The sequence below is a fragment of the Lederbergia lenta NBRC 16444 genome (assembly GCF_001591545.1).
Lineage (GTDB): Bacteria > Bacillota > Bacilli > Bacillales > Bacillaceae_C > Lederbergia > Lederbergia lenta.
This window is the reverse complement of record NZ_BCVC01000003.1, coordinates 276,873-299,139: the sequence shown is the minus strand read 5'-3', so window position 1 is coordinate 299,139 and position 22,267 is coordinate 276,873. Positions and strand designations below refer to the sequence as shown.

Here is a 22,267-nt window from a genome sequence, read left to right as displayed (position 1 = left end):
AATTTTATGAAATGAAAGGGGAAGGAAATGATAAATAAGTAAAAAGAAAGGATATTTCGGCCTATTCTTAGAAAAATCTGTTTAATAAATCAGTTTTAATACTGAATTTTTATTTGCTCTAAGGCACATAATATACTAGATTTTTTAAAAGGGAGGAATTTACTTTGCACAACCAACAAAATCAGCAAAATTCTCAAGGTCCAATGCACCCAAATATGCAGACTGGTATGGTAGGTCAACAGCTTAACCACGGTGGGCATGAAGTGTTTGATGTTCACGAAGTGTTGTCAGGTGCGATAGGCACTCTAGATCTGTTTACTTTATTACGTCCGCATGTGCAAGATCCAGAGTTACTGAATATTTTGGATCGTCAATATCAATTTACTTTAAATGAATACAACACAACGGTGGATTGTTTTAAATCTGGGCAAGATCCTGCCGTTCCTACACAAAGTTATAAAATGAATCAAGAGAATGATTTTGTTTATGGATTAAAACCGACACAACCTAAAAAACCATTGCAATCTGTGAATGAAATTACTGATGCATGCATTTCTGGAATGATGCTTGGTTCTGTGAAAGCTGGAGCCTCAGCAAAAGCAATGGCGGCCTGTGAGGTAACTAATCCTGTAGTGCGTAGGGTACTTGCTGATTCAGTACCAAATTGTATTGAAATGGCATATGAACTTTCTATTTATCAAAACAAGCACCATTATTACCAAGTACCGCAGCTAAACCAACAGGATATGCAGCAATTACTTCATGCATATGCACCAGGACAAATGCCGAATTTAAATACCCCACATTGAATTAATTAAATAAGGCGATCTCTTAAAGGAGTCGCCTTATTTTAATGCTTTTTTATTATTAAACTTAACAAGTCTAACTGCATTAAGAATAACGAGCAGTACGCTTAGCTCATGAATGAGCATTCCAGATGCTAAAAATACTTTTTGCATTAATACACCAATAAGGAGAAGTACGACTGTGCTGACTGCGAAAAGAGTATTTTGTTTCATATTGCGGACAGTTGCTTTTGCGAGTGAGTAAGCATGTGCAAAATGATCTAAATCATCAGCCATGAGGACTACATCGGCTGTTTCCATTGAAACATCTGTCCCAGATCTCCCCATCGCAAGGCCAATGTCTGCAGTGGCGATTGCAGGCGCATCGTTAATCCCATCTCCAGCCATCGCAATGTGTCGTTCTTTTTCCTTTAATTTCCGAATCTTATTTACTTTATCTTCTGGAAGTAACTCCGCAAATACATGCTCAATGTCCAATTTTTGAGCGACTAATTCAGCTGTATGTTTGTTATCGCCTGTGAGCATATACATGTCTTTAATACCTGAAGCACGCAATTTTTTTAATGCAGCTATTGCTTCTGGACGAATTTGGTCTGCGATGGAGATAATCCCTTCTACTTTTCCATTAACCGCTGCAAAGATGGTTGTATTCCCTTGTTTTTCTTTAGTAATTGCATAAGTCTCTTCTTCGGAAGCAATATCAATCTGATATTTCATCATTAACTTGCGGTTTCCAATCACGAGTTGATTGCCAGCAATAAGTGCTCTAATTCCATTCCCTTTTATGACTTCTGCATTTTTAGGTTCGTTACTAAGCGTTAAATTACGCGCTTTAGCTTCCTTGACAATTGTTTGACCGAGATGATGTTCAGAAATAACTTCTGCTTCCGCTACGATTCGCAACAAGTCATTTTCGTTCATCGAAAAGGTTTTTATATCAGTGACTGCTGGCTGACCTTGAGTCAATGTGCCTGTTTTGTCAAAAACAATTGTATTTACTTTAGCGAGTTTTTCCATAATCTCTCCGCCTTTAATCAAGACGCCGTTTTTCGCACCATTACCGATACCAGCAACAATAGAGACTGGTGCAGAAATAACAAGCGCGCCTGGACAAGCGATTACAAGGAATGTGAGCGCGAATTCTATATTACTTGTGAAAATAAAGACAATAACGGATAACGCCATAATAGCTGGTGTATAAATGTGTGCAAACTTCTCGAGGAACTTTTCTGTTTTTGTTTTCGATTCCTGTGCATCTTCCACAAGTTCGATAATTTTAGCGAAGGCAGTATCATCACCAACTTTTTCAGCGATCACTTCGATATATCCATGATCAATGATGGTTCCGCTGAAAACTGTGTGATCCATTTGCTTATTGGCAGGAACAGATTCACCTGTGATTGCAGATTCATTGATCAAAGCAGTTCCAGCAACTACTTTTCCATCAACGGCCACTTTCTCACCTGATTGAATGATAACACGGTCACCTTTTTCTACCTTATCAACTGCAATTGTTACTTTTTCACCATTTCGTAAAATGGTTGCTTCTTGTGGCGCCATATCAATCAGCGTTCGAAGCGAGGTTCTTGTTTTCTCCAGTGTCCGTGCTTCAAGGTAGCTGCCAAATAGAAAGAGAAAGGAGACGACTGCTGATTCTATATATTCTCCGATAAATAAAGCGCCAATGATGGCAATTGAGACGAGAAGCTCGATACTGAATGCCTTCATTCTTATTGATTGAACAGCTCTCATAATGATTGGTAATCCAGCAAAGATTGTAGAGATGATTAAAAGTACACCTTTATATTGGCCGAAACCGGTTAGATGAAGAGTAAGTGCTGCGGCGAGCAGCGAGCCGGTGACCATTGCAAGCCAAGCTTGTCTTTGGGCGTTCATGTGGATAGCTCCTTTCTTTATGAAACCTTTATTGACAGAACAGAATATCCGAGCTTTGTGATAATTTTTTCTAATTGTTCAACTGAAATAATTGATTCATCAATATTGGTTTTGACTTTGCTTGAGTGAAATAGAACTTTTGCTGCCTTTACTCCTTGTTGTCTATTAAGGGCACCCTCTATTTTCTTAATACAAGTTGGGCAAGAAAGAGTCTCTAATTGAAATCTAACTGTAGTCATATGAATCGGCCTCCTAATTGATTTGTTTGCTTCTATCTATATCATAAGGTGGACTAGAGTAAGTTACCTTGACGTGCATCAAGTTTTAAAAAATTACCCAACAAAAAAAAGCCACCAATCTGGTAGCTTTTTCATCATTAGAATCCTAACTTAAACCATTCTTTTGCTTTTTCTACTTCACCAATCGTTAGCTGGTGGCCTTGATGCTCCCAGTGGAGTTGTACTTTTGCACCAGCACTTTCTAATAAGACCTTCAGTTCTTCAGACTCTTCAGGTGGACACATCGGATCATTTTTACCTGCACCGATAAAGACAGACGTTCCATTTAAATCTGGCAGATCAATTCCTCGTCTCGGTACCATAGGGTGAAAGAGAATTGCTCCTTTTAGACTGTCTTGAAAATGAAATAATAAACTACCGGCAATGTTGGCGCCATTAGAATAGCCGACTGCGATAACATTATTTCTATCAAATTGATATTCTTGTGCACTGTCATCTAAAAATTGATTTAATTCTTCCGTACGGAAAATCAAATCTTCCTCATCAAATACACCTTCGGCTAATCTGCGAAAAAAACGTGGCATACCCGACTCCAGTACATTCCCTCTCACACTTAAAAGAGAGGATTGTGTAGATATCATTTTGCCAATTCCTAATAAATCCTGTTCTGTTCCACCTGTTCCGTGAAGAAGAAGTAGGGTAGGGGCATTTGGATCTTGCCCTTGTTGAAAAATATGCTTCATAATGAAGACCTCCTGTTATTTAGTATTTAAAGGCTGTAAATGAGCTTCAATTTGTTCACGTTGTTCCTCTAAAAATGGAGGAAGTGCAAGTGACTCGCCTAAATGATCAATATGTTCATCTGTATCGAAACCAGGACCATCTGTAGCAAGTTCAAATAGAATGCCATTCGGTTCTCTAAAATAAAGTGATTTAAAGTAGAAGCGGTCGACAAATCCCGAATTTGGAAATTTTGCTGAACGAATATGTTTAATCCATTTACGTAGTTCCTCTTCATTTTCCACACGAAAGGCCACATGATGAACACCGCCGCGACCTAATCGTTCAGGGGGAAGGTCACTCCGTTCTTCTAGATGAATTTCAGCTCCACTGCCGCCTTCACCAGTCTCATATACCGCGATGTCAGGTTGTCCCTGTACAAGGGAAGGGTATTGCCCTTTTTGTCGGAAGCCCATCAGTTCAGTTAACACATGAGCTGTTGGTTCGGCATCACGCACAGTAAGTTTTACGGGTCCTAATCCTGTAATACCGTGGATTTGGGGGATTGGGCTCTTTTCCCATGGAGTGCCACTAGCTACACCGTTATTACTTTCATCAGAAACTAGGATTAGTCGTTGACCTTCCGGATCAGTAAAAGCCAATGTTGCCCGATTTGCACGTTCAGTAATTTCCTCATGCTTTACGCCAATTTCTTCAAAACGCTTTTTCCAAAAAGTGAGCGCTTCATCATTTGCCACTCGAAGAGAGAGAGCAGAGATACTACTAACACCTTCGTGATTTCTAGCAGCCATTGGAATTTCGAAAAATGTTAATTCCGTTCCGGGATTTCCCTTTTCGTCTCCATAAAAAAGGTGGTAAACGGATGTATCATCCTGATTGACCGTTTTTTTTACTAGGCGCATTCCCATTATATTCGTATAAAAGTCTAAATTTATTGTAGCATTAGCTGTCATTGCGGATACGTGGTGAATTCCTTTTAGCTCCATATCATATAACCTCCTTATGGTTGGTTATTCCCTTTATAAGAAAAATTATATCTTGATTTCGAGATAATTGTACAACTTTAGTTGATGGTTGTCAAATATTATTAACTTACAATAAGTAAGTGAATGGTACATAAAAAGTCGAACAAGTATTGTTCGACTTGAATAAATATTATCCCTTTCTAACAATAAAATTATCCTCCAGTAATAACCAATTTTGTGGGAAAGGATAGCCGAGTACCCAATAACTAATTCCGGCTAAACCATAATCTTTCACTAGATTGAATTTGGACTGGGCACTCCGGGCATCTTCGAACCAAACTTCATGCTGGCGACCTTGTTCATCTGTGTATCGATAGAAAGGGGATGCAGCAGGTATATTATATTGAATGGTGGCACCGTATTTGACTGCTCGCCTAATGGCTTCCTGCATATCAAATGTTTCAGCTTCCATGCCTTTAACATGAGGGAGCAGCCAATCACGGGCATATATTTGGAAGCCCATGAATATTTTACTCCGAGGGATGACAGTGACAGCATAGTCAAGCACACGCTTCATTTGATTCAGTGGAGAAATGGCTTGCGGTGGTCCTAAACGGTAACCCCATTCGTATGTCATTAAAATAACGAAGTCAACAATTCTTCCGTGTGCAGCATAGTCAATTGCCTCATATAAGAGGCCTGTTTGTGTTGAACTCGTTTTCGGCGCAACGGCAGTTGAAACAAAATAGCCAAGAGGGTGAAGCTGATTGACCGTACGTTGTAAAAAATTATTGTACGCTTCTCGGTCTGTTTGACGCACATTTTCAAAATCAATATTTAATCCACGATAACCTTTTTCTTTCATTGTATTAATAATATTAGTTAATAATTTATCTTGGATGTCAGTGTTGTTAAGAATGGTATGTGCGAGTGTGGTCCCAGCCTCTGTTGCGGAAAAATTTGTAAGGCACATGATTGGAATTACTTGGTTTTCGCGAGCGGCTTGAATCACTTCTCTATCTTTAATAGACCCGAGTCCACCATCTTCTTTCATCGTATAGACAAAAGGAGAAAGATAGGTGAGCAGTGGACCTACTTCTCTCACTTCCTTTGCTCCTGTTTCCCCCATGTTCATTACATATGCATTGACATCAACGAGCCTTTTGGGAAATGGAATAGTTAAAACATCTCCGATATGGATCAGACTAGGATCTTGGATTTTGTTCACTTTCAATATTTGCTCTACTGTGGTGCCATAATATTGAGCAATTTGCCCTAAATTTTCTCCAACTTGGACTGTATGGAATCTTGGTGGAATGATCAAAACTGTACCGACATTGATCATAGAAGGATTGGTCACCTGATTTACCTGGATGATAGATTGTACAGATACACCATACCTCTGAGCAATTTGCCAGATTGTTTCCCCTTGGCGAACGGTGTGCTGATGTGCTGCTATAGGGATTACAAGTGATTGGCCAATTAATAGGCTGTCTGGATTTGGTAATTCATTGGCTGTTGCAATTTGCGCAGCGCTGCTATCATAACGTCTAGCAATATTCCATAAGGTATCACCTTTATTAACAGTATAAATGATAATGATAACCACCCCTGATTCTAGTCATATAACTAATGTATGCAGGGGGAATATTTACAAGACTAAAAAGGTACCCCTTGATGATAAGGTTAATGAAAAAGCCATCCGAATAAAGGAATTACAATCTAAAAGTAAAAGGGGAATAGACAAACCCCTAACAAATAAAGGCTACTCCAAATTCACCTTTTTTAGAATTTGGAGCAGCCCTCTATATACTTCTATTTAGCACCTTTTAAAGTGTCTTCCTTCATGATAGGAAAATTTTTTAGATTGCTTGGATCATTATCTTTTCTGTAGTAAATGCTTCATGAATCTTTTTTACATAATCAAGGGCATTGGCCGTATCACCATGGATGCAAATCGTATCGGCCTTAACGGCAATATTGGTACCATTAGTAGAAGTAACTTGCTGAGCTTTTACCATTCTTAGTGCTTGGGAAATGGCTTTATTCACATCTTTAATGACAGCATTGGATTGCAATCTTGAAGTGAGTGTACCATCACTTTGATATGTTCGATCAATAAATACTTCACTCGCCGTTCTCAATCCAATCTTATTTCCAGCTTGAATCAGTTCACTTCCTGAAAGTCCGTACAAAATAATTTCAGGATTTAGGTGATACGCAGCTTCTACAATTGCTTCAGCGAGCAGGTTATCGACAGCAGCCATATTATATAATGCGCCATGAGGTTTGAGATGATGAAGTTGTCCCCCATTTGCAACTACAAATGCATGTAAAGCACCCGTTTGATATAAAATAAGTTCATATGCTTCTTTTGGTGTAATAGACATTATTCTTCTTCCAAATCCTTGGAGATCAGGCAAACCGGGGTGGGCACCGATACTTACATTATATTTAAGCGCAAGTTGAACTGTTTTATTCATTATAGAAGGATCACCTGCATGAAAACCACATGCAATATTGGCGGAAGAAATATAGCGAAGCATTTCTTCATCTTGACCAAGTGTATATTGCCCAAAGCTTTCTCCCATATCGCAATTTAAATCAATTGTACACATCAAGTTCCCTCCATTTTAACTTGCAGGCCACCTGTAATGCTTTTATTTGTCGGTGTTCTTCAAGCAATAGTAATTGTGCTTCTTTTAATGATATTTCTTCAAAACATACTTTCTCACCTGGGCGCATTTGACTTAGCCGAGGGAGGTCGCAGCTGATTACTTCACCGATTTTTGGATAGCCACCAGTCGGTTGGCGGTCTGCCATTAATATAATTGGCTGGCCATCTGGTGGTATTTGAATCGATCCGAATGTCGTTCCTTCTGTTGTTAGCTCTCTCTTTTTAAGCAATTGGATTGAAGGTCCGTTTAGGCGGTAGCCCATTCTATTTGAAGCAGAACTAATAGTAAAAATAGAATCGTTGAAAGTTTGTTTGGATCTAGGTTCGAATAAATCGTATTGGCGACCCCGTGTATAACGGATTGCCCGGGAATTGTTTATATAATTTTCAAGTTTATAAGTTAATCCCCAGGAAGTAGCTGAAATGAATGATTTCTTAATTGGCAACTTATCTTCAATTTCCAACATCCCTCCTTGTAGACCACCAAGTTTGGCACCAAAATCAGTACTTTTGCTATTTAGTACTTCAGGTATAGCAAAGCCATCTTTTACAGCTAAATAACATCTCATTCCCTTTTTGGCAGCGCCAAATGTTAATATCTCATCCTTTTTAATCTGAATAGGTTTTCCGTGTGGGACGGAATGTCGATGAATTGTAGGAGACATATCAGCTCCAAAGACAGAAATGACAGCATCTTCTGTAAATTTTAGCGAAGGACCAACGAGTGTCATTTCTAATACAGCTTCATTTTCATCATTTCCAAGCACAATATTCGCAAGTTTAGCTGCGGTCCGATCCATTGCGCCGCCAACAGTAATGCCGAATGCTTGCCAGCCATTTCGACCAAGGTCTTGTACTGAAGTGATAAACCCCTTTTTCAATATTTGGATTGTCATAGCTCTTCCTCCAAAGATAAAAATTCCTCTGTACTAATCGGTATAAATTGAACTTGATCACCCGGAGAAATTAAAGTGATAGGTGCGGAATCTACATCAAAAAGTTTTAAAGGTGTTCTCCCAATAATTTGCCATCCGCCCGGAGATGCAAGTGGATAAACACCAGTCTGATCCCCCGCAATCCCTACTGAACCACGGGGCACTTTTAAACGTGGTGAACTTTTACGAGGTATTGCGAGCTTCTTTTTCATACCACCAAGGAAAGGGAAGCCTGGTGAAAACCCTAGGAAATGTACATGGTATATATTATCACAATGCAGTTTAATTACTTCTTCAACTGGCATCTGAGTATGGTTAGATACAATTTTAAGATCGAGAGCAAAGGGCTCTTCATAACAAACAGGTATCTCTACCTTTTTTATATAATTGGTAGATGTGTTTGCAGGGAAAGAAAAGCGCTGCAACCGTTTTTTAACTGTTTTATATGGAAAATCAGTTCCAACAACAGTTGGATTATAAAAAATAGTCAAAGTGGTATATGCTGGTATAGCTTCAATAAATCCAGGGAAAGGAGATGATTCAATCATTTGCCGGTATTTATGTATGAAATGATTTTTCTCCAAACTGGTACCGTCACCAAAATCAATGATAATTGCATGATCACCGAGAGGAGAAAAGGTAACTTTTTTCATTGTTTTCACCGACCTTACGGAATTTATTAATGTGATCGTACCATTTTCTGAAAGCATTTTACAAAAAAAAAAGTCCCCCTAAAAAGGAGAACTCTTCATACGATCACATGACCGAGATATAAACAATACCTAATATAATAGCAAGTACAATTCGATAGATTGCGAAAGGTAATAATTTAATCCGGCTAATCAACGCTAAGAAAAAGCGAATAGATAACCATGAAAATAAAAATGCACTGATGAAACCAATTGCGAAGAATGGAATAACATCAACTGTTAAAACATCCATTTTCTTCAATAGTGATACAGCACTTGCACCAAACATGATTGGCACAGCCATAATGAAAGTGAAGTCAGCTGCAGCACGATATTTAAGGCCCATCAATACGCCTCCTGAAATTGTTGCGCCTGAACGGGAAAATCCTGGCCATAAAGCGATACATTGAAATAGACCAATTAAAAATGCTTGCTTATAAGATACTTCGTCCAAGGAATTTCCTTCATAATGATAATTTTCCTTTTCGGCACGCTTCGTTTTCCAATCGGCTAAAATCATTAGTAGTGCACCAGCAACTAAACCAACAAGGACAGTTTCCACTCTAAATAAGTATTTATCGATAAAATCTTCAAATGCAAAACCAAAAATAGCAGCAGGAATGAGCCCAATAATGACATGTGTCAATTTTAATCTAGAATCAGGTGATTCTGTTTTTGGGGAGTTACCAATATTTACCCCGACTAAGCTCCATAAACGTGACCAGAAAACAATAACAACCGCCATAATGGAGCCGAGTTGGATTACAACTTTAAAAGTATTAGCAACTTCCTGTGAACCTAAAATGTCTTTTGATTTTAATAACATATCATCGACGATAATCATATGCCCTGTAGAAGAAACAGGAGCAAATTCAGTTAACCCTTCTACTACTCCTAGTATTAAAGCAACAATTAAGTCCCAAATATTCATAATTACTAATTCCTCACTTTCACTATAAGTTTCTATTCTACATTTATCTGGAAGAAAAGAAAAGAGGATAAACAGCCCCTCTTTATGAAAAAACCAATATATGTATAGACGTATTACATGCACTTACGACTACATATTTCATGAAAATATATAATGGAATACGTTGAGCAATGCTTGGAAGTTAACGTATTTTAAAAAACAAAAACTTTCATTCTAGGTATCTCTAACGATGTTGATTTTTAAAAACGAAAAAAAAAGTTTTTAGTATTATGAAGATGAGAAATCATATAGTATAATATATTTTATAAAAGTCTATCGCCGGATATGCGCAATGGACTAATTTAAATCACAGGAGGTGTACACCTTTCATTGAAAGGTGAACCATTTGGACATAGTCAGTTTACTCTGTATTGCAGTATTGATTGCTTTAACCGCATTTTTCGTTGCGACGGAATTTGCTATCGTCAAGATTAGAAGCTCGCGGATTGATCAGCTTGTGGAAGAAGGAAAGCCCGGGGCAAAAGCAGCTAAGCATGTAGTAACGCACATGGATGAATACTTATCGGCTTGTCAGCTAGGGATTACAGTTACAGCACTTGGAATTGGTTGGCTTGGAGAGCCTGCCATAAAAAGTCTAATTGATCCTTTGCTTGACAGACTTGGAATTGATGCGTCTCTGTCACATATTGTTTCGATTGCTATTGCATTTTTGATCATTACATTTTTACACGTTGTAGTAGGGGAATTGGCGCCTAAAACTGTAGCAATTCAAAAAGCCGAGGCCGTTACTCTCACTTTCGCAAAACCGATTGTTTGGTTTTATAGAATCTTGTTCCCCTTTATCTGGGCATTGAATGGATCTGCCCGGTTACTGGTAAGAATGTTTGGGCTTAACTCTGTATCAGAACACGAGGTATCCCACTCGGAAGAGGAGCTTCGCATTATCATGTCTGATAGCTATAAAAGCGGTGAAATCAATCAGGCCGAATTGACATATGTAAATAACATCTTTAAGTTTGATGATCGGATCGCTAAAGAAATCATGGTGCCGAGAACGAAAATGATTTCTCTTTCTACTGAAGAGGATATTGAAGATTGGATGCTTGTAATTAAAAAGGAAAAATTTACTCGCTATCCTGTTTATGAAGGTGACAAAGACAATATTATTGGAATCATTAACATCAAAGATATTTTAATGGCACAAATCAAGGATGCTGAGCCGGAATCCGATATGAAAGTCACTGGCTTTTTAAAACCGGTAATTCTTGTCATTGATACGATTCCAATCCATGATCTATTATTGAAAATGCAAAAAGAGCATACTCATATGGCAGTATTACTAGATGAGTATGGTGGTACATCAGGACTTGTTACTGTAGAAGATATCATTGAGGAAATTGTCGGAGAGATCCGAGATGAATTTGATACGGATGAAGTTGCTGATGTGACAAAAGTGGATGAAGATCATTATTCTTTCAGTGGAAAAGTGCTTATACATGAAGTAAATGATCTGATTGGCACTGAATTATCTGATGAAGAAGTTGACACGCTTGGTGGCTGGATTTTATCACAGAATTTTGATATTGCAGAGGGAGAAAGCATTCACTCTGATGGTTTTATATTTACTGTGAAAGAAGTAGAAGGACACCAAATCCAAATTATCGAAGCTAGGAAAGAAGAGCCTGCTCCAATTGAATTGGAAGCTTAAAATAGGATCAAATCAAGAGGTTGTTTCAAAAGTCAGCGAATAGCTGCTTGCGAATCAGCTTCTTTTTTATAATTACATATTAATTACAGTCACATTAAATAAGGGTGTTTTTCTGTAAATAAGGTTTATAAGGTAGAAATTACAGGAAGAGTAAGAGTGTACAAGCCAAAGATAATAAAACCGATAGAGGAGGAATTTTCAATGGCAGACAAAAACAATAATAAAAAAATGACGGTGGAAGAAGCAGGATGCAAAGGCGGAGAAGCTACAGCGAAAAATCACGACAGAGAATTTTATGAGGAAATCGGCCAAAAGGGTGGGGAAGCTACATCTAAAAATCATGACAGAGATTTTTACGAAGAGATTGGCCAAAAAGGTGGAGAAGCTCGCGCTAAACAGCGGGGTAATAATAGCAACGAAAAGTGAGTAATATAAACGTATAATAGTGAATAAAAATGACTCCAGGTATGAAACTAAAATCTGTATAGAGTCTTAAATTTTTAATCCTTAATTTTGCCTATCGGTAAAATTAAGGATTTTTTATTGAGTAAATAAATAATTGGTGAGGAGAATGTTTAAAAAGATGTGTTATGAATGGAAGGACATTAAGGTATGAAGCATATAATTTAAGGATAGTCATATTAAAAGCATTGTCAGTGCAATTTATTTAAAAAGAGTATAAGATGGAATGGATAGAGATGTAAAGAAACGAAAGAAATATTAGGAAAGTTTATAAACTAGCAATTTTTCATTTCATATTTTTTCTGTAACAAAAGATAAAATGTAATCAATGATTATTTTATATAATGGGGTAAACTCCCCTGAACGAAGGGAATGGTAGAGAAAATGGAAGATCGAATATTCAGAACGGCAATGGGGAAATTTGCAACTGGTGTCACTGTCATTACGACGAAAATTGGAGGAAAAGTGCATGGGATGACAGCGAATGCCTTTGTATCTGTTTCACTAAATCCAAAGCTTATCCTTGTTTCTATTGGTGAAGATGCGTCGATTAATCCACTTATAAAAGAAGCCGGTACTTTCGCGGTCAGCATTTTAAATGAGGACCAAGAAGATCTGTCAGCTTATTTTGCAGGGCAGATTAAAGAAGAAAGACAAATTGATTTTGATACTTTTAATGACGCCCCTGTTATTAAAGACGCGTTGGCTAATATAACATGTACGGTGCAAAATTCTGTGATTGCTGGCGACCATACATTATATATTGGCGAAGTTACTGACCTACGTGTACAAGATGGAGAACCACTAGCTTTCTTCGAAGGCAAATATAAGAAAATTACATGATGATAAAGAATCCCGGTCGCTTGCGCTGCAAAGCAAAAGCCACCGGGAATTTTTTATGTTACTCGTGCTGTTTAAATTGTTTGAGTGGTTTGAGTTGTTTGGGTGCCAGGCACAGACATAATTCCAGGCACAGACATAATTCTGAATTGTTTCGTATTTGTACTCGTCAAAGCTTTTGCTTACTTCAATTTCAAAATGATCGATAAAACTGGAAAGCATGTTGCCATGATTGTAATAATGAAACCCGCAAACTTATTTCCTTCTTTCCAAATTGTTCGAGCCAGACTAAACGTATAGTACATTAAATATAAGGACAGCCCTATAATTAAATAACCCATATGCACCATTTCCAATCCTTTTTGTTTTGTGAGTGTATTACACGAGTGCCTGGCACTGACAAGATTCTGAATTGTTTGGGTGCCAGGCACCTTACTTCTCCAGGCACCTTACTTCTTGATGACTGCTGGTTTTAGTTGTTCTCCGAGGTTTTCGATTTCGACGTTGAAGTTTACTTCGATTTTCGCTTCGGAGTATTTTTTTGGCCAATTGTATTGAGTATATTCATCAATTGTCCAAAATGTCTGACGTGCTTCTAAATACCATAAAAATGGTTCGCTTTTAAATTCATCTTGTGTTTTTTTGATGAAATCGATTGTTTCCTTTTCTAATGTATCTTTTATCGACTCTTTAAGGCGCTGTTGGTTTTTTAAATTTGTTGTATAATTGCTCAAACTCGGATTAGAAAATACTTGTAATGCTACTGGAACTGTTACCTTTACTTCAGTTGGATTTGTTTTTGTGTCAATTTTTACTTTTGTTTTACCTTTTTTCATCATCCTTACTGAAATACGATATTGATCATTGATAGGGTCAGGATATGATTGAATGACAGAATGGGATAGTCCTTTTGGTCTTAAGAACAAAGATATTCTCGTTTCTGCACCAGTTAATGTTCCAATCATTTTACCGTCTTTAAAAACTGCTGATCCAATCATTTGTACGGGATCACCAGATTTTTGCGGCACTTGGCCAGCAAGATAGTCATCTTCATTTTTTTTCACAATTTCATCTTTTTCCGTTGTTGCGTAAATAGCTAAAAAAAGTTCACCTGACAATCGTTGAAAGTAGCGATTGAGAGTGGAATAAGGCACAAATCCAGTATCTCTCCATCTTTTCTGCATAAACATATAATATTTATGTGGGCGTGTCTCTAATTTGGGATTATTTTTATTAATAAATTCACTCGCTTTTTCTTTGCTTACGATTATATTATTTTCCCGCCGCATTTCAGGATCAATAATAGAAGAGGCAATTGTATGATGAGCTAATTTAGTTTTAGCGAAGTCTTCTGCGATAATAATCGTTCGCAAATGATCCAAGTTTAGTTTTCTAGAAACGATACTATTCGCCAACTCTTTAGCAGACAGTATATCCGGTGCTGTGACTGTAACAATATCACTAGGTGGTTCACTTTGAGCTGCTCCTGTTTCTGTTGATCCTACCTGTGGATTCGCTATTTGAAAAGTTACTTCAACCATGTGATCTTCAGCCTTATCAAGACCAATCACTACAGCGTAGGCATTCTCTTCCAGTTCAGAACTACCCCAACATCCTGTTAGTAAAAAGATCGGGACCGCGCTAACTAAGAGAACTTTTAGAAGCTTCATTTTTCCTCCGTCCTTTCCACCAATCAATCACCCACAAAATGAAAGGAAGTAACATAAGTATCCAAGAGACGATGCTAAAAAATTGCCTGTGAAAAGGATTCAAAATAAACACATTTTCGAACAGTAATGCTCCCAAAAAGATTAACCCAGTTAAAGGTAAAACGAGCGGTTCAAATTTATCTAAACGTAATGATCCGGCAAATAGAAAGGCGATTAAATACAGGTAAATAGAAAATCGAATAATCGAACCAACCATCCAAAAGATAAAAAATACTCCTTCCACATGTGACATTGATTCACCGAATTCAGCGATTCTCGTTAATTGTTGATGTGGATATAACATTTTTAAAGTAGAAGGATAATCAAAGACTGCTACATAGAGAGCAAGAAATAGCACCATTTTGAAACAAGAAATAGTAAAACCAATAAAAGCGGCTAAACGAAAACTTTTATAAGAGCGAGTAAAGGAGAAGAAAGCGGTGAGCAAGATGAGTTCACTAAACAAACCGCTAGTACTGGCGCTTTCTTTGATTAATTGTTTAAAACCAGGACCGGCAATTGGGAATATCCGCATCCAATCTACTTCTTTCCAAACGGAGACAATAAGAACGATTAATAAGATTTCAATTGTCGGAATAATAAACCATGCCGATCGGCTAATTGTCTCCAATCCGCGTTTAGCAACAAAGAAGCAAAAAAGGAGCATTAGAAATAAAAGGGCCTGAATCGGTGCCTGTTGAAAATATGCTGTGTTAACAATCGTAATATAACTTCTTACACTCCATATAACACCAATACTTAGCATAAGAAACAAGGAGAAAGTGATGATGGTCCCTAAGTATTTTCCTGTGAGACTGAAAATAAGGTCAATTAAGCCTTTCTGATGTTTTTTCATTAATGATAATAGGATAAAAAAAGGTACTCCTATTAATATTATGAAGAATAAAGGCATCATCCAAGCTGCATTTTCTCCCGCAATATAGAGTTGACTTGGCGTTGAATCCGTAATCTTCATTCCGATAGATAGCAAGATAATGGAAGTGAATTCTCTTGTGCCCATTTTGCCATCCGCTACTTTAATCATGGGCCTGTATTCCTTTCTGGTTTAGGCTCTCTTGCTTTATCTTTTGGAGACGTTGATAAAGGACGTATCCATTGTTTCCAAACAGGTGGCCTTAATATCATATCCTTGGATGATGGAAAGTGAGGGCTTAATGGTGCGAAGAATGGCACACCAAATGATTTAATAGAAACGAGATAGGCAATTAAAAGTGCTGTAAAGATTGCCAGCCCGAAGAAGCCCATTAAAAAGGCAGTTAAAAGGAAGAGAAAGCGTAACATTCTCACTGCAATATTTAAGCTAATATCCGGAATCGTAAATGAAGCAAGACCCGTTATTGCAACAATAATGACAAGAATAGGACTAACTAAATTTGCTTGAACAGCTGCCTGGCCGAGAATGAGGGCTCCTACGATTCCAATCGTTGTTCCAAGAGTAGTTGGTACACGAACACCCGCTTCCCTTAAGATTTCAAATGTTACTTCCATAATAATGATTTCAATAATAACAGGATAGGGAATTCTTTCTCTTGCTGAGCTGATTGCAAGCATTAAATCAGTTGGAAGCATTTCAGCGTGAAAAGTTGTTACTGCAATATAAAAGGCAGGTGTGAATAGTGCAATCAACAATGATACCAGCCTAATAGTACGAATAAAATTTCCGTACAGCATACGTAAATATTGATCTTCAACTGTATGGAATAAAGACCAAAAAGTAATCGGAACAATTAAAGCCGAAGGTGAGTTTTCCATTAGCAATACAACATGTCCTTCTAGGAGAAAAGAAGCGGCTCTGTCAGGTCGCTCCGTCTCTAATGTAGACGGCATGAGAGAATATGACCTTTCTTCAATATGCTGTTCCAAAGTAGACAATGTAAGTATTGCATCGCTATTGATATTAGCTAATCGATCTTTTACATTTTCTACGATGGTTGAATCAGCAATATCCTCCAGATACATAATAGAAATCTGCAGTGGCGCCCTTTCGCCTACTGAAGTAAACTCACACATCAATTTGGGATCTCGAATCTGTTTCCGTATGAGAGAGCGGTTTACAGAAACAGATTCAATGAAAGCTGATTTAGGTCCTTTAATTACAATTTCAGTTGTCGGTTCGGTAACGGAACGATTTTCGAATCCAGCTGTTTCGATAGAGATTCCCGGCTGCTCACCCTCGATTAAAATAATTGTATTTCCGTTCAATAAATCTTTAATCGTATCTGGAAGGGATGCTATTTCCTTAGCGTTAGCCGTTGTTAGCACGCGCTCTATTAACGTATTAATAAATCCTGAATCTAATATAGATGCTTCGGTTTTTGTTAGCAAAGGTTCGACGATATGTGTATCGATAAGATTTGTATCAACCGCACCCTCTACGAAAAAAATTGTACAGTTTTTTTCGTGAAAAGGGAGATAAAGATCACGCATTTTTAATGCATTATTTTTGGGATATGAAAATACTTCCTTTAATTTATTTACATTAGAAAGCAAATCCTTGCTCAAGGGTTCATTATTATTCGTTGAACCATCTTGAGATTCCTTCGTTTTCTTAAAAAAAGCCATGATGTCCAACCTCCGAGCAAATATAGCTTAATAATGTCAGTATGAGCCAAATAGGAGAATTGATACCCTTTAAATATAGAAAAGCAGAAAGCACTTGTTTAGGGGAGACGGGCAAAAGAGGATCGATCATGAAGGGTGTTTTCGAAGTATGATCTCAAGCTCCAGAGACTATGAGATCAATAAAAAAGACAGCCCTCGACTTACAACGAGGGCTGATCTTAATTATCTCTTTTTCTTAGGTTCTTTTGGTAAAATCAATAAACCTAATTCCTTTTTCTCTTTCATCAAGGCTTTATAAAGGGATAACATCATTAAAATGATAATGATGGAAAAAGGAAAAGCTGCAATAATAAGTGCATTTTGCAAAGCTTGTAATCCACCACTGTATAAAAGAATTGCTGCCATTGCTGCGAGAATCGCCCCCCATGTCAGTTTTACTTTATTCGGTGGGGCTAACGATCCATATGTTGTTTGCATTCCTAAAACGAAAGTAGCTGAATCCGCCGAGGTAATGAAAAATATAGCGATTAAGAAAATCGCGATATAAGATAGTAAAGTTGAAAACGGCAGTTCATTAAAGATGGCAAACAAAACTTCTTCAGTAGAGAACTTCGTCAGATCAATAAGACCAGATTGTTGAATGTCAATGGCTGTTGATCCGAATGCCGCAAACCATATGAAACTGACAACTACCGGAAGTAATAGTACGCCTATTAGGAATTCACGAATTGTTCTGCCTCTGGATACACGAGCGATGAAAATTCCTACGAATGGTGACCATGAAATCCACCAAGCCCAATAGAAAATGGTCCATCCATTAATCCACTCTCGATGTTGCAAATCAAGTGGTGCAATTCTAAAACTCATCCCAATAATATTTTGTACATAAGCTCCAACAGTATCGGTGAACATGTTTAAGATAAATAAACTAGGGCCAACGATGAAAATTAATAATAAAAGCAATGCCGCAAGGATCATATTGGTATTACTTAAATACTTGATTCCCTTGCTTAGTCCAGACCATGCTGACGTCACAAATAATATGGTTACGATGACGATGATGATAAGCTGGCTAACGAAATTATTAGGAATACCAAACAGATAGGTAAGTCCACCATTAATTTGTGCTGCACCAAAACCTAACGTGGTTGCCACTCCTACAACTGTTGCAGTAACTGCAATCACATCAATAATTGTAGCTAAACGGCTATTTGCATATTTTCCTAATATAGGGCTAAGTGTAGCGCTAATCAAGCCAGGCTTGTCCTTGCGAAAATTAAAGTAAGCAAGGCATAATCCAACAAGTGCATATATTGCCCAAGCATGAATGCCCCAATGGAAAAATGTGAACCTTAACGATTCCTTTATTGCTTGGTCTGTGCCTGGATCAGCAGTAGGCGGGTTAATAGCAAAGTGAGAGATCGGCTCCGCAGCTCCCCAGAAAACGAGACCAATGCCCATACCAGCACTGAATAGCATTGCAAACCATGATACTTTAGAATATTCGGGTTTTTCCTCCGGTTTACCCAATTTTATCGTTCCAACTGGACTGAAGATGAGGAAGAGGCAAAAGATAACAATGATAGTTACTAAAATTAAGTAGTACCAACCGAAGCTTGAGGTAACAAAACTTTCTACATTAGATGTAATGGTCTCAAAATATTCTGGAGCAACAACGCCGAATATGACTGCTACCACTAGAATAGCAGCTGAAATCCAAAAAACCTTTGAAATTTTATTCATTATTTCTCCTTTCATTTTAATGAGATATGAAATTGTATTAAGTAAAATATCCCATAATAAATGACGTTTTATGCACGCATTTTACCTTAACAATGATTGAAGCATATATCAATTAAAGAAACCTTTAAAAAAATCGTAATAACGTTTTATAATCGTAGGTGTATTTATAGAAAAAGGTCTTTTATCGGTAAAGGACAAAGCAATTCGTTGCCAAATAAGTTTTTTTCCAAATATGTCAAACGAGGTATCTCAATGACAAAAAAATCAAAAAGAGTAAAGAAACAGTAATAGTTACTAATTCCTCTAATCCACCAACTTGAAACGCTTTGCCGATGGAAAATGCGATTAAATACAAAATTCAACTGAAGAATATAAGATATGTATGGCATATCCAACTCCACAGCTAAAGGTTTAGTTGCTGTTTTAAACTGCTTGTTATACTTATTGTTTTTATGGTCGAAATTATTGCTTCAATTGAGGCTGAATTTACAGCGTTTCTAGTTACATGGAAATGCTTCATTTTAATTTTCCTCGCTGATTCTCCTTTATGGCGGATTTAAAAATATAATCAGTCGCTCTAGTAGTTTTCTTATATTAAGGGAAATTATCCACAAATTCCTCTTTTAGGGACAAGTAAATGGTTCAAAATGATATATTTATTAGAGCGGTTACAATTCTTGGAGGAATCATGAAGATGGACACTAGAAAAAGGCAGAAACCAATCATATTAGAGAGTTTTGAAGGAGAAATAAACGATTGGACATCACGAGGGGATCGATGTCAGTCTGTATCTATAAGCCATGTAACGTATCCGGAACCCGTTCGTTTTGGTTTGTATGCATTAAAACTTTCATATGATTTTACAAATACGATTGGTACTTCAGGGGCCTATGCGTATGTAAAAGAAGGAATAATAATAAGGGATTACCCTTCTTCCATCGGAATGTGGGTATTTGGAGATGGAAGTGGACATATGATTCGCGCTCAAATGAGAGACGGAAATCAGCATGCGTTTCAAATTGAGTTTGTAAAAAAGGTAAATTGGTATGGATGGAAATTCATTGAGGCATCTATCCCACATGGTAGAACCATACCTTTTACATTAGAAATCCCTATAAGAATAATTGAAACGAGTAATGATAATAAAGATGCTGGATTCATTTATATCGATGACATACAAGCTATGTATGGAGAAAATGATCAGGATGTCACAAATCCTGAAATTACAAAAATATATCCTGCTGAAGGAGAGATTGTGCATGTAAGTGAATGTCGCATCAGGGCGCAAGTAGTCGATGAAGATAGTGGTGTGAATCCAACATCGATCAAGCTATATGTGGACGGTATAGAAGTGAAAACAGAATTTAATGAGCGGTCAGGTGAAGTTAGTAGTACCCATCAAAAGCTATTGAATGGTTCTCACAAAACAAGGCTTGTTGTACAAGATCATGCAGGAAATGAAAGTGAAAAGATATGGCAATTTGAAATGAATGGAAACATGCCGGGAATAAAAGCTCACTCACAATCAATTGCTTACATTGGAAATCTGTTCGAAATAAAACTTGAAATCAACAAGCTTCATATATTTGATACACTAAAACTTCATTTTGTTTTTAACCCTGATGAAGTGGAAGTGGTTCATAAGCAATTATTGCTTCACGAGCAGATCGCAGAACATACTATCATTGTAAATGAGATTACCGAAACAGGTCATATGTATCTTGAATTAAAAGGTCTGCACAGCATTCAAGCAGGGCAGACAATTGCTCAATTGGGAAAAGTAATTTTTCGTTTAAGAAGTAATGTAACTGGACCTGTAAAAATATTATTTCAAGAAGGCTTGGCGAAATTAGGGGGAAGTTCAGAGAAATTCAGATGGCATATTCCCCCCATGGAAGTAACATCGAAAGCTCATTATAAAATGTGTATTGATAGAGCCACTATTGGATTCGATAGTAAAATTACAGTAATAGATGAATGGGAAAGACCTGTAGAGGGAGCAAGGATTATCAATGGGGCAAACGAATATGGCATCACAAATAAAGGTGGTGTATTAAGTACAAATCAACTTGCCCAGACAACAGACAGTGTAATGATCCAAGCTCAAAAAGAAAGAAAATATAGTTTTTTAACGAGGGTGAAGGTGCTAAACCAGTTATGTTCGCGCCAGCCAACAATGTTGAATATTACTTTTGGCGAAGACTTAACATGCATGAATATAACATGGGTTACATCCTCTCTAATTACGGACACATGTATCGAATATGTCCAAATAGAAGCATATGAAGAAAGTGGATTTACTGGTGGAGCTGTCAATCGCGTAACCGGAATAAGTAAAGAATATGCCTTTGATAATGGCGAAGTTCAGGTGCATAGAGTGTCATTAACAAGTTTAGAAAAAGAAACTTGTTATGTATATCGTGTAGGCGATGGAACAAATGATGGCTGGAGTAAAGTAGGAAAGCTTTGTACGCCAAAGCATCAATCTGAATCGTTTAATTTTCTATTATTAGGTGATACACAGGCACCGCCTAATCAAACAAATAGTGGCTATGGATTATTTAAGAAAATTATGATGAGAGCAAAAAGTGAATACAGCAATGCATCATTTTTTGTCCATGTAGGAGATATGATTGATGATGGGAATTTGTTCCGTCATTGGGAAGCTTTTTTTCAATCGATAAACAATTCAGATCTAGCACTGTCCATGCCAATCGTTCCAACAGTAGGCAATCATGAAAATATAGGGGCAGGTATAAGTACGTTTAAAACTGTTTTTAATGTACCAAATAATGGACCGAATAATTTCCATGGAACAGTTTATTCCTTTGATTATGGTAATGCCTGTTTTGCAGTACTTAACACTGAAACGACAAAGGAAGGGTTGAAAGAACAAGCTAATTGGCTTAAGACAATCATGCAGAAGACAGAAAGGAAATGGAAAATAATTGTACAACATCGTTCTCCCTATTATTCAAATCCGGATGGTGGAAGTGAAAATGTACAGGAAGTTTTTCCGGCGATATTTGATGAGTTGGAGATTGATTTAGTCATTTCAGGACATGATCATTCATATATACGCACGTGCCAGCTAAAAAACGGGGAGATAAATAGTGAAGGGACAACCTATTTGATTGCCGGTTCCACTGGTAATAAGTTTTATGCTGCTATACCCCAATCATATATGAAGATTTACTTTGATGAAAAAACACAGGTGTATACAAACGTAACTATCTCTAACGGAGGGATCCAAATCCTTGTGAAAAAATTGGATGGTTCCATCATAGACAGGTATCAGCTTACAAAATAAATTTAGTGCTATTAATTAATAGGAAATAAGTGA

The 22,267-nt window shown here is 37.3% G+C and carries 17 protein-coding genes and 1 pseudogene; 5 read left to right on the top strand and 13 right to left on the bottom strand.

Annotation, left to right across the window (positions count from 1 at the left end):
* Positions 1-203 precede the first annotated feature (203 nt).
* Entirely contained in the window at positions 204-809 is a 606-nt protein-coding gene (locus BLE01S_RS13555) for a spore coat protein (RefSeq protein ID WP_066143439.1), read from the top strand.
* A gap of 36 nt (positions 810-845) precedes the next feature.
* Here the strand turns inward: BLE01S_RS13555 and BLE01S_RS13550 are convergent, their stop codons facing one another.
* From BLE01S_RS13550 to BLE01S_RS13510, 9 genes are all read right to left on the bottom strand, one after another.
* Positions 846-2,702, bottom strand: a complete 1,857-nt coding sequence (locus tag BLE01S_RS13550) for a heavy metal translocating P-type ATPase (protein ID WP_066143057.1) — start codon at positions 2,700-2,702, stop codon at positions 846-848.
* 17 nt (positions 2,703-2,719) lie between these two features.
* Positions 2,720-2,941, bottom strand: a complete 222-nt coding sequence (locus BLE01S_RS13545) for a heavy-metal-associated domain-containing protein (RefSeq protein ID WP_066143055.1) — start codon at positions 2,939-2,941, stop codon at positions 2,720-2,722.
* A gap of 137 nt (positions 2,942-3,078) precedes the next feature.
* Complete coding sequence (locus BLE01S_RS13540) at positions 3,079-3,687, bottom strand: alpha/beta hydrolase (RefSeq protein WP_174521733.1); 609 nt, start codon at positions 3,685-3,687, stop codon at positions 3,079-3,081.
* Positions 3,688-3,699: 12 nt separating this feature from the next.
* Positions 3,700-4,668, bottom strand: a complete 969-nt coding sequence (locus BLE01S_RS13535) for a ring-cleaving dioxygenase (RefSeq protein WP_066143049.1) — start codon at positions 4,666-4,668, stop codon at positions 3,700-3,702.
* Between the two features lie 169 nt (positions 4,669-4,837).
* Positions 4,838-6,247, bottom strand: coding sequence for a LysM peptidoglycan-binding domain-containing protein (locus tag BLE01S_RS13530; protein WP_066143434.1), 1,410 nt, complete (start codon positions 6,245-6,247; stop codon positions 4,838-4,840).
* Between the two features lie 262 nt (positions 6,248-6,509).
* Positions 6,510-7,265: a LamB/YcsF family protein gene (locus BLE01S_RS13525; protein ID WP_066143046.1), complete on the bottom strand. Its 756-nt coding sequence runs from the start codon at positions 7,263-7,265 to the stop codon at positions 6,510-6,512.
* Positions 7,252-8,220, bottom strand: coding sequence for a 5-oxoprolinase subunit C family protein (locus tag BLE01S_RS13520; protein WP_066143043.1), 969 nt, complete (start codon positions 8,218-8,220; stop codon positions 7,252-7,254). Before BLE01S_RS13520 ends, BLE01S_RS13525 begins: the two co-directional genes overlap by 14 nt.
* The gene (pxpB, locus tag BLE01S_RS13515) at positions 8,217-8,912 is read right to left on the bottom strand and encodes a 5-oxoprolinase subunit PxpB (RefSeq protein WP_082788742.1); all 696 of its coding nucleotides are present in this window, start codon (positions 8,910-8,912) and stop codon (positions 8,217-8,219) included. Before pxpB ends, BLE01S_RS13520 begins: the two co-directional genes overlap by 4 nt.
* Positions 8,913-9,015: 103 nt before the next feature.
* Positions 9,016-9,879, bottom strand: coding sequence for an undecaprenyl-diphosphate phosphatase (locus tag BLE01S_RS13510; protein WP_066143038.1), 864 nt, complete (start codon positions 9,877-9,879; stop codon positions 9,016-9,018).
* A 385-nt stretch (positions 9,880-10,264) separates the two neighbouring features.
* On the opposite strand from BLE01S_RS13510, the gene BLE01S_RS13505 reads away from it, so the two are divergent.
* The 3 genes and pseudogenes from BLE01S_RS13505 (at position 10,265) to BLE01S_RS13495 (ending at position 12,892) form a co-directional block, all read left to right on the top strand.
* Positions 10,265-11,587, top strand: a complete 1,323-nt coding sequence (locus BLE01S_RS13505) for a hemolysin family protein (RefSeq protein ID WP_066143035.1) — start codon at positions 10,265-10,267, stop codon at positions 11,585-11,587.
* Between the two features lie 201 nt (positions 11,588-11,788).
* Positions 11,789-11,983: pseudogene (locus BLE01S_RS13500) on the top strand (KGG domain-containing protein); the annotation flags it as partial.
* A 450-nt stretch (positions 11,984-12,433) separates the two neighbouring features.
* Positions 12,434-12,892, top strand: a complete 459-nt coding sequence (locus BLE01S_RS13495) for a flavin reductase family protein (RefSeq protein ID WP_066143431.1) — start codon at positions 12,434-12,436, stop codon at positions 12,890-12,892.
* Positions 12,893-13,338: 446 nt separating this feature from the next.
* Here the strand turns inward: BLE01S_RS13495 and BLE01S_RS13485 are convergent, their stop codons facing one another.
* The 4 genes from BLE01S_RS13485 to BLE01S_RS13470 all read right to left on the bottom strand — a co-directional run bounded on the left by BLE01S_RS13485 (position 13,339) and on the right by BLE01S_RS13470 (position 18,924).
* Positions 13,339-14,559 carry a Ger(x)C family spore germination protein gene (locus BLE01S_RS13485; RefSeq protein ID WP_066143024.1) on the bottom strand — a complete coding sequence of 407 codons (1,221 nt, stop codon included), beginning with the start codon at positions 14,557-14,559 and terminating at the stop codon, positions 13,339-13,341.
* A complete protein-coding gene (locus BLE01S_RS13480; protein WP_066143021.1) occupies positions 14,531-15,643 on the bottom strand; it encodes a GerAB/ArcD/ProY family transporter in 1,113 nt (370 codons plus the stop codon). The genes BLE01S_RS13485 and BLE01S_RS13480 overlap by 29 nt, the downstream gene beginning before the upstream one ends.
* A complete protein-coding gene (locus BLE01S_RS13475) occupies positions 15,640-17,181 on the bottom strand; it encodes a spore germination protein (protein WP_066143018.1) in 1,542 nt (513 codons plus the stop codon). Before BLE01S_RS13475 ends, BLE01S_RS13480 begins: the two co-directional genes overlap by 4 nt.
* A 222-nt stretch (positions 17,182-17,403) precedes the next feature.
* Positions 17,404-18,924: a glycine betaine uptake BCCT transporter gene (locus BLE01S_RS13470; protein ID WP_082788730.1), complete on the bottom strand. Its 1,521-nt coding sequence runs from the start codon at positions 18,922-18,924 to the stop codon at positions 17,404-17,406.
* Positions 18,925-19,618: 694 nt separating this feature from the next.
* Between BLE01S_RS13470 and BLE01S_RS13465 the strand changes: the two genes are divergently transcribed.
* Positions 19,619-22,234 (top strand): purple acid phosphatase family protein, encoded by a 2,616-nt coding sequence (locus tag BLE01S_RS13465; RefSeq protein WP_169800031.1) that lies wholly within the window; start codon positions 19,619-19,621, stop codon positions 22,232-22,234.
* Positions 22,235-22,267: the final 33 nt, after the last annotated feature.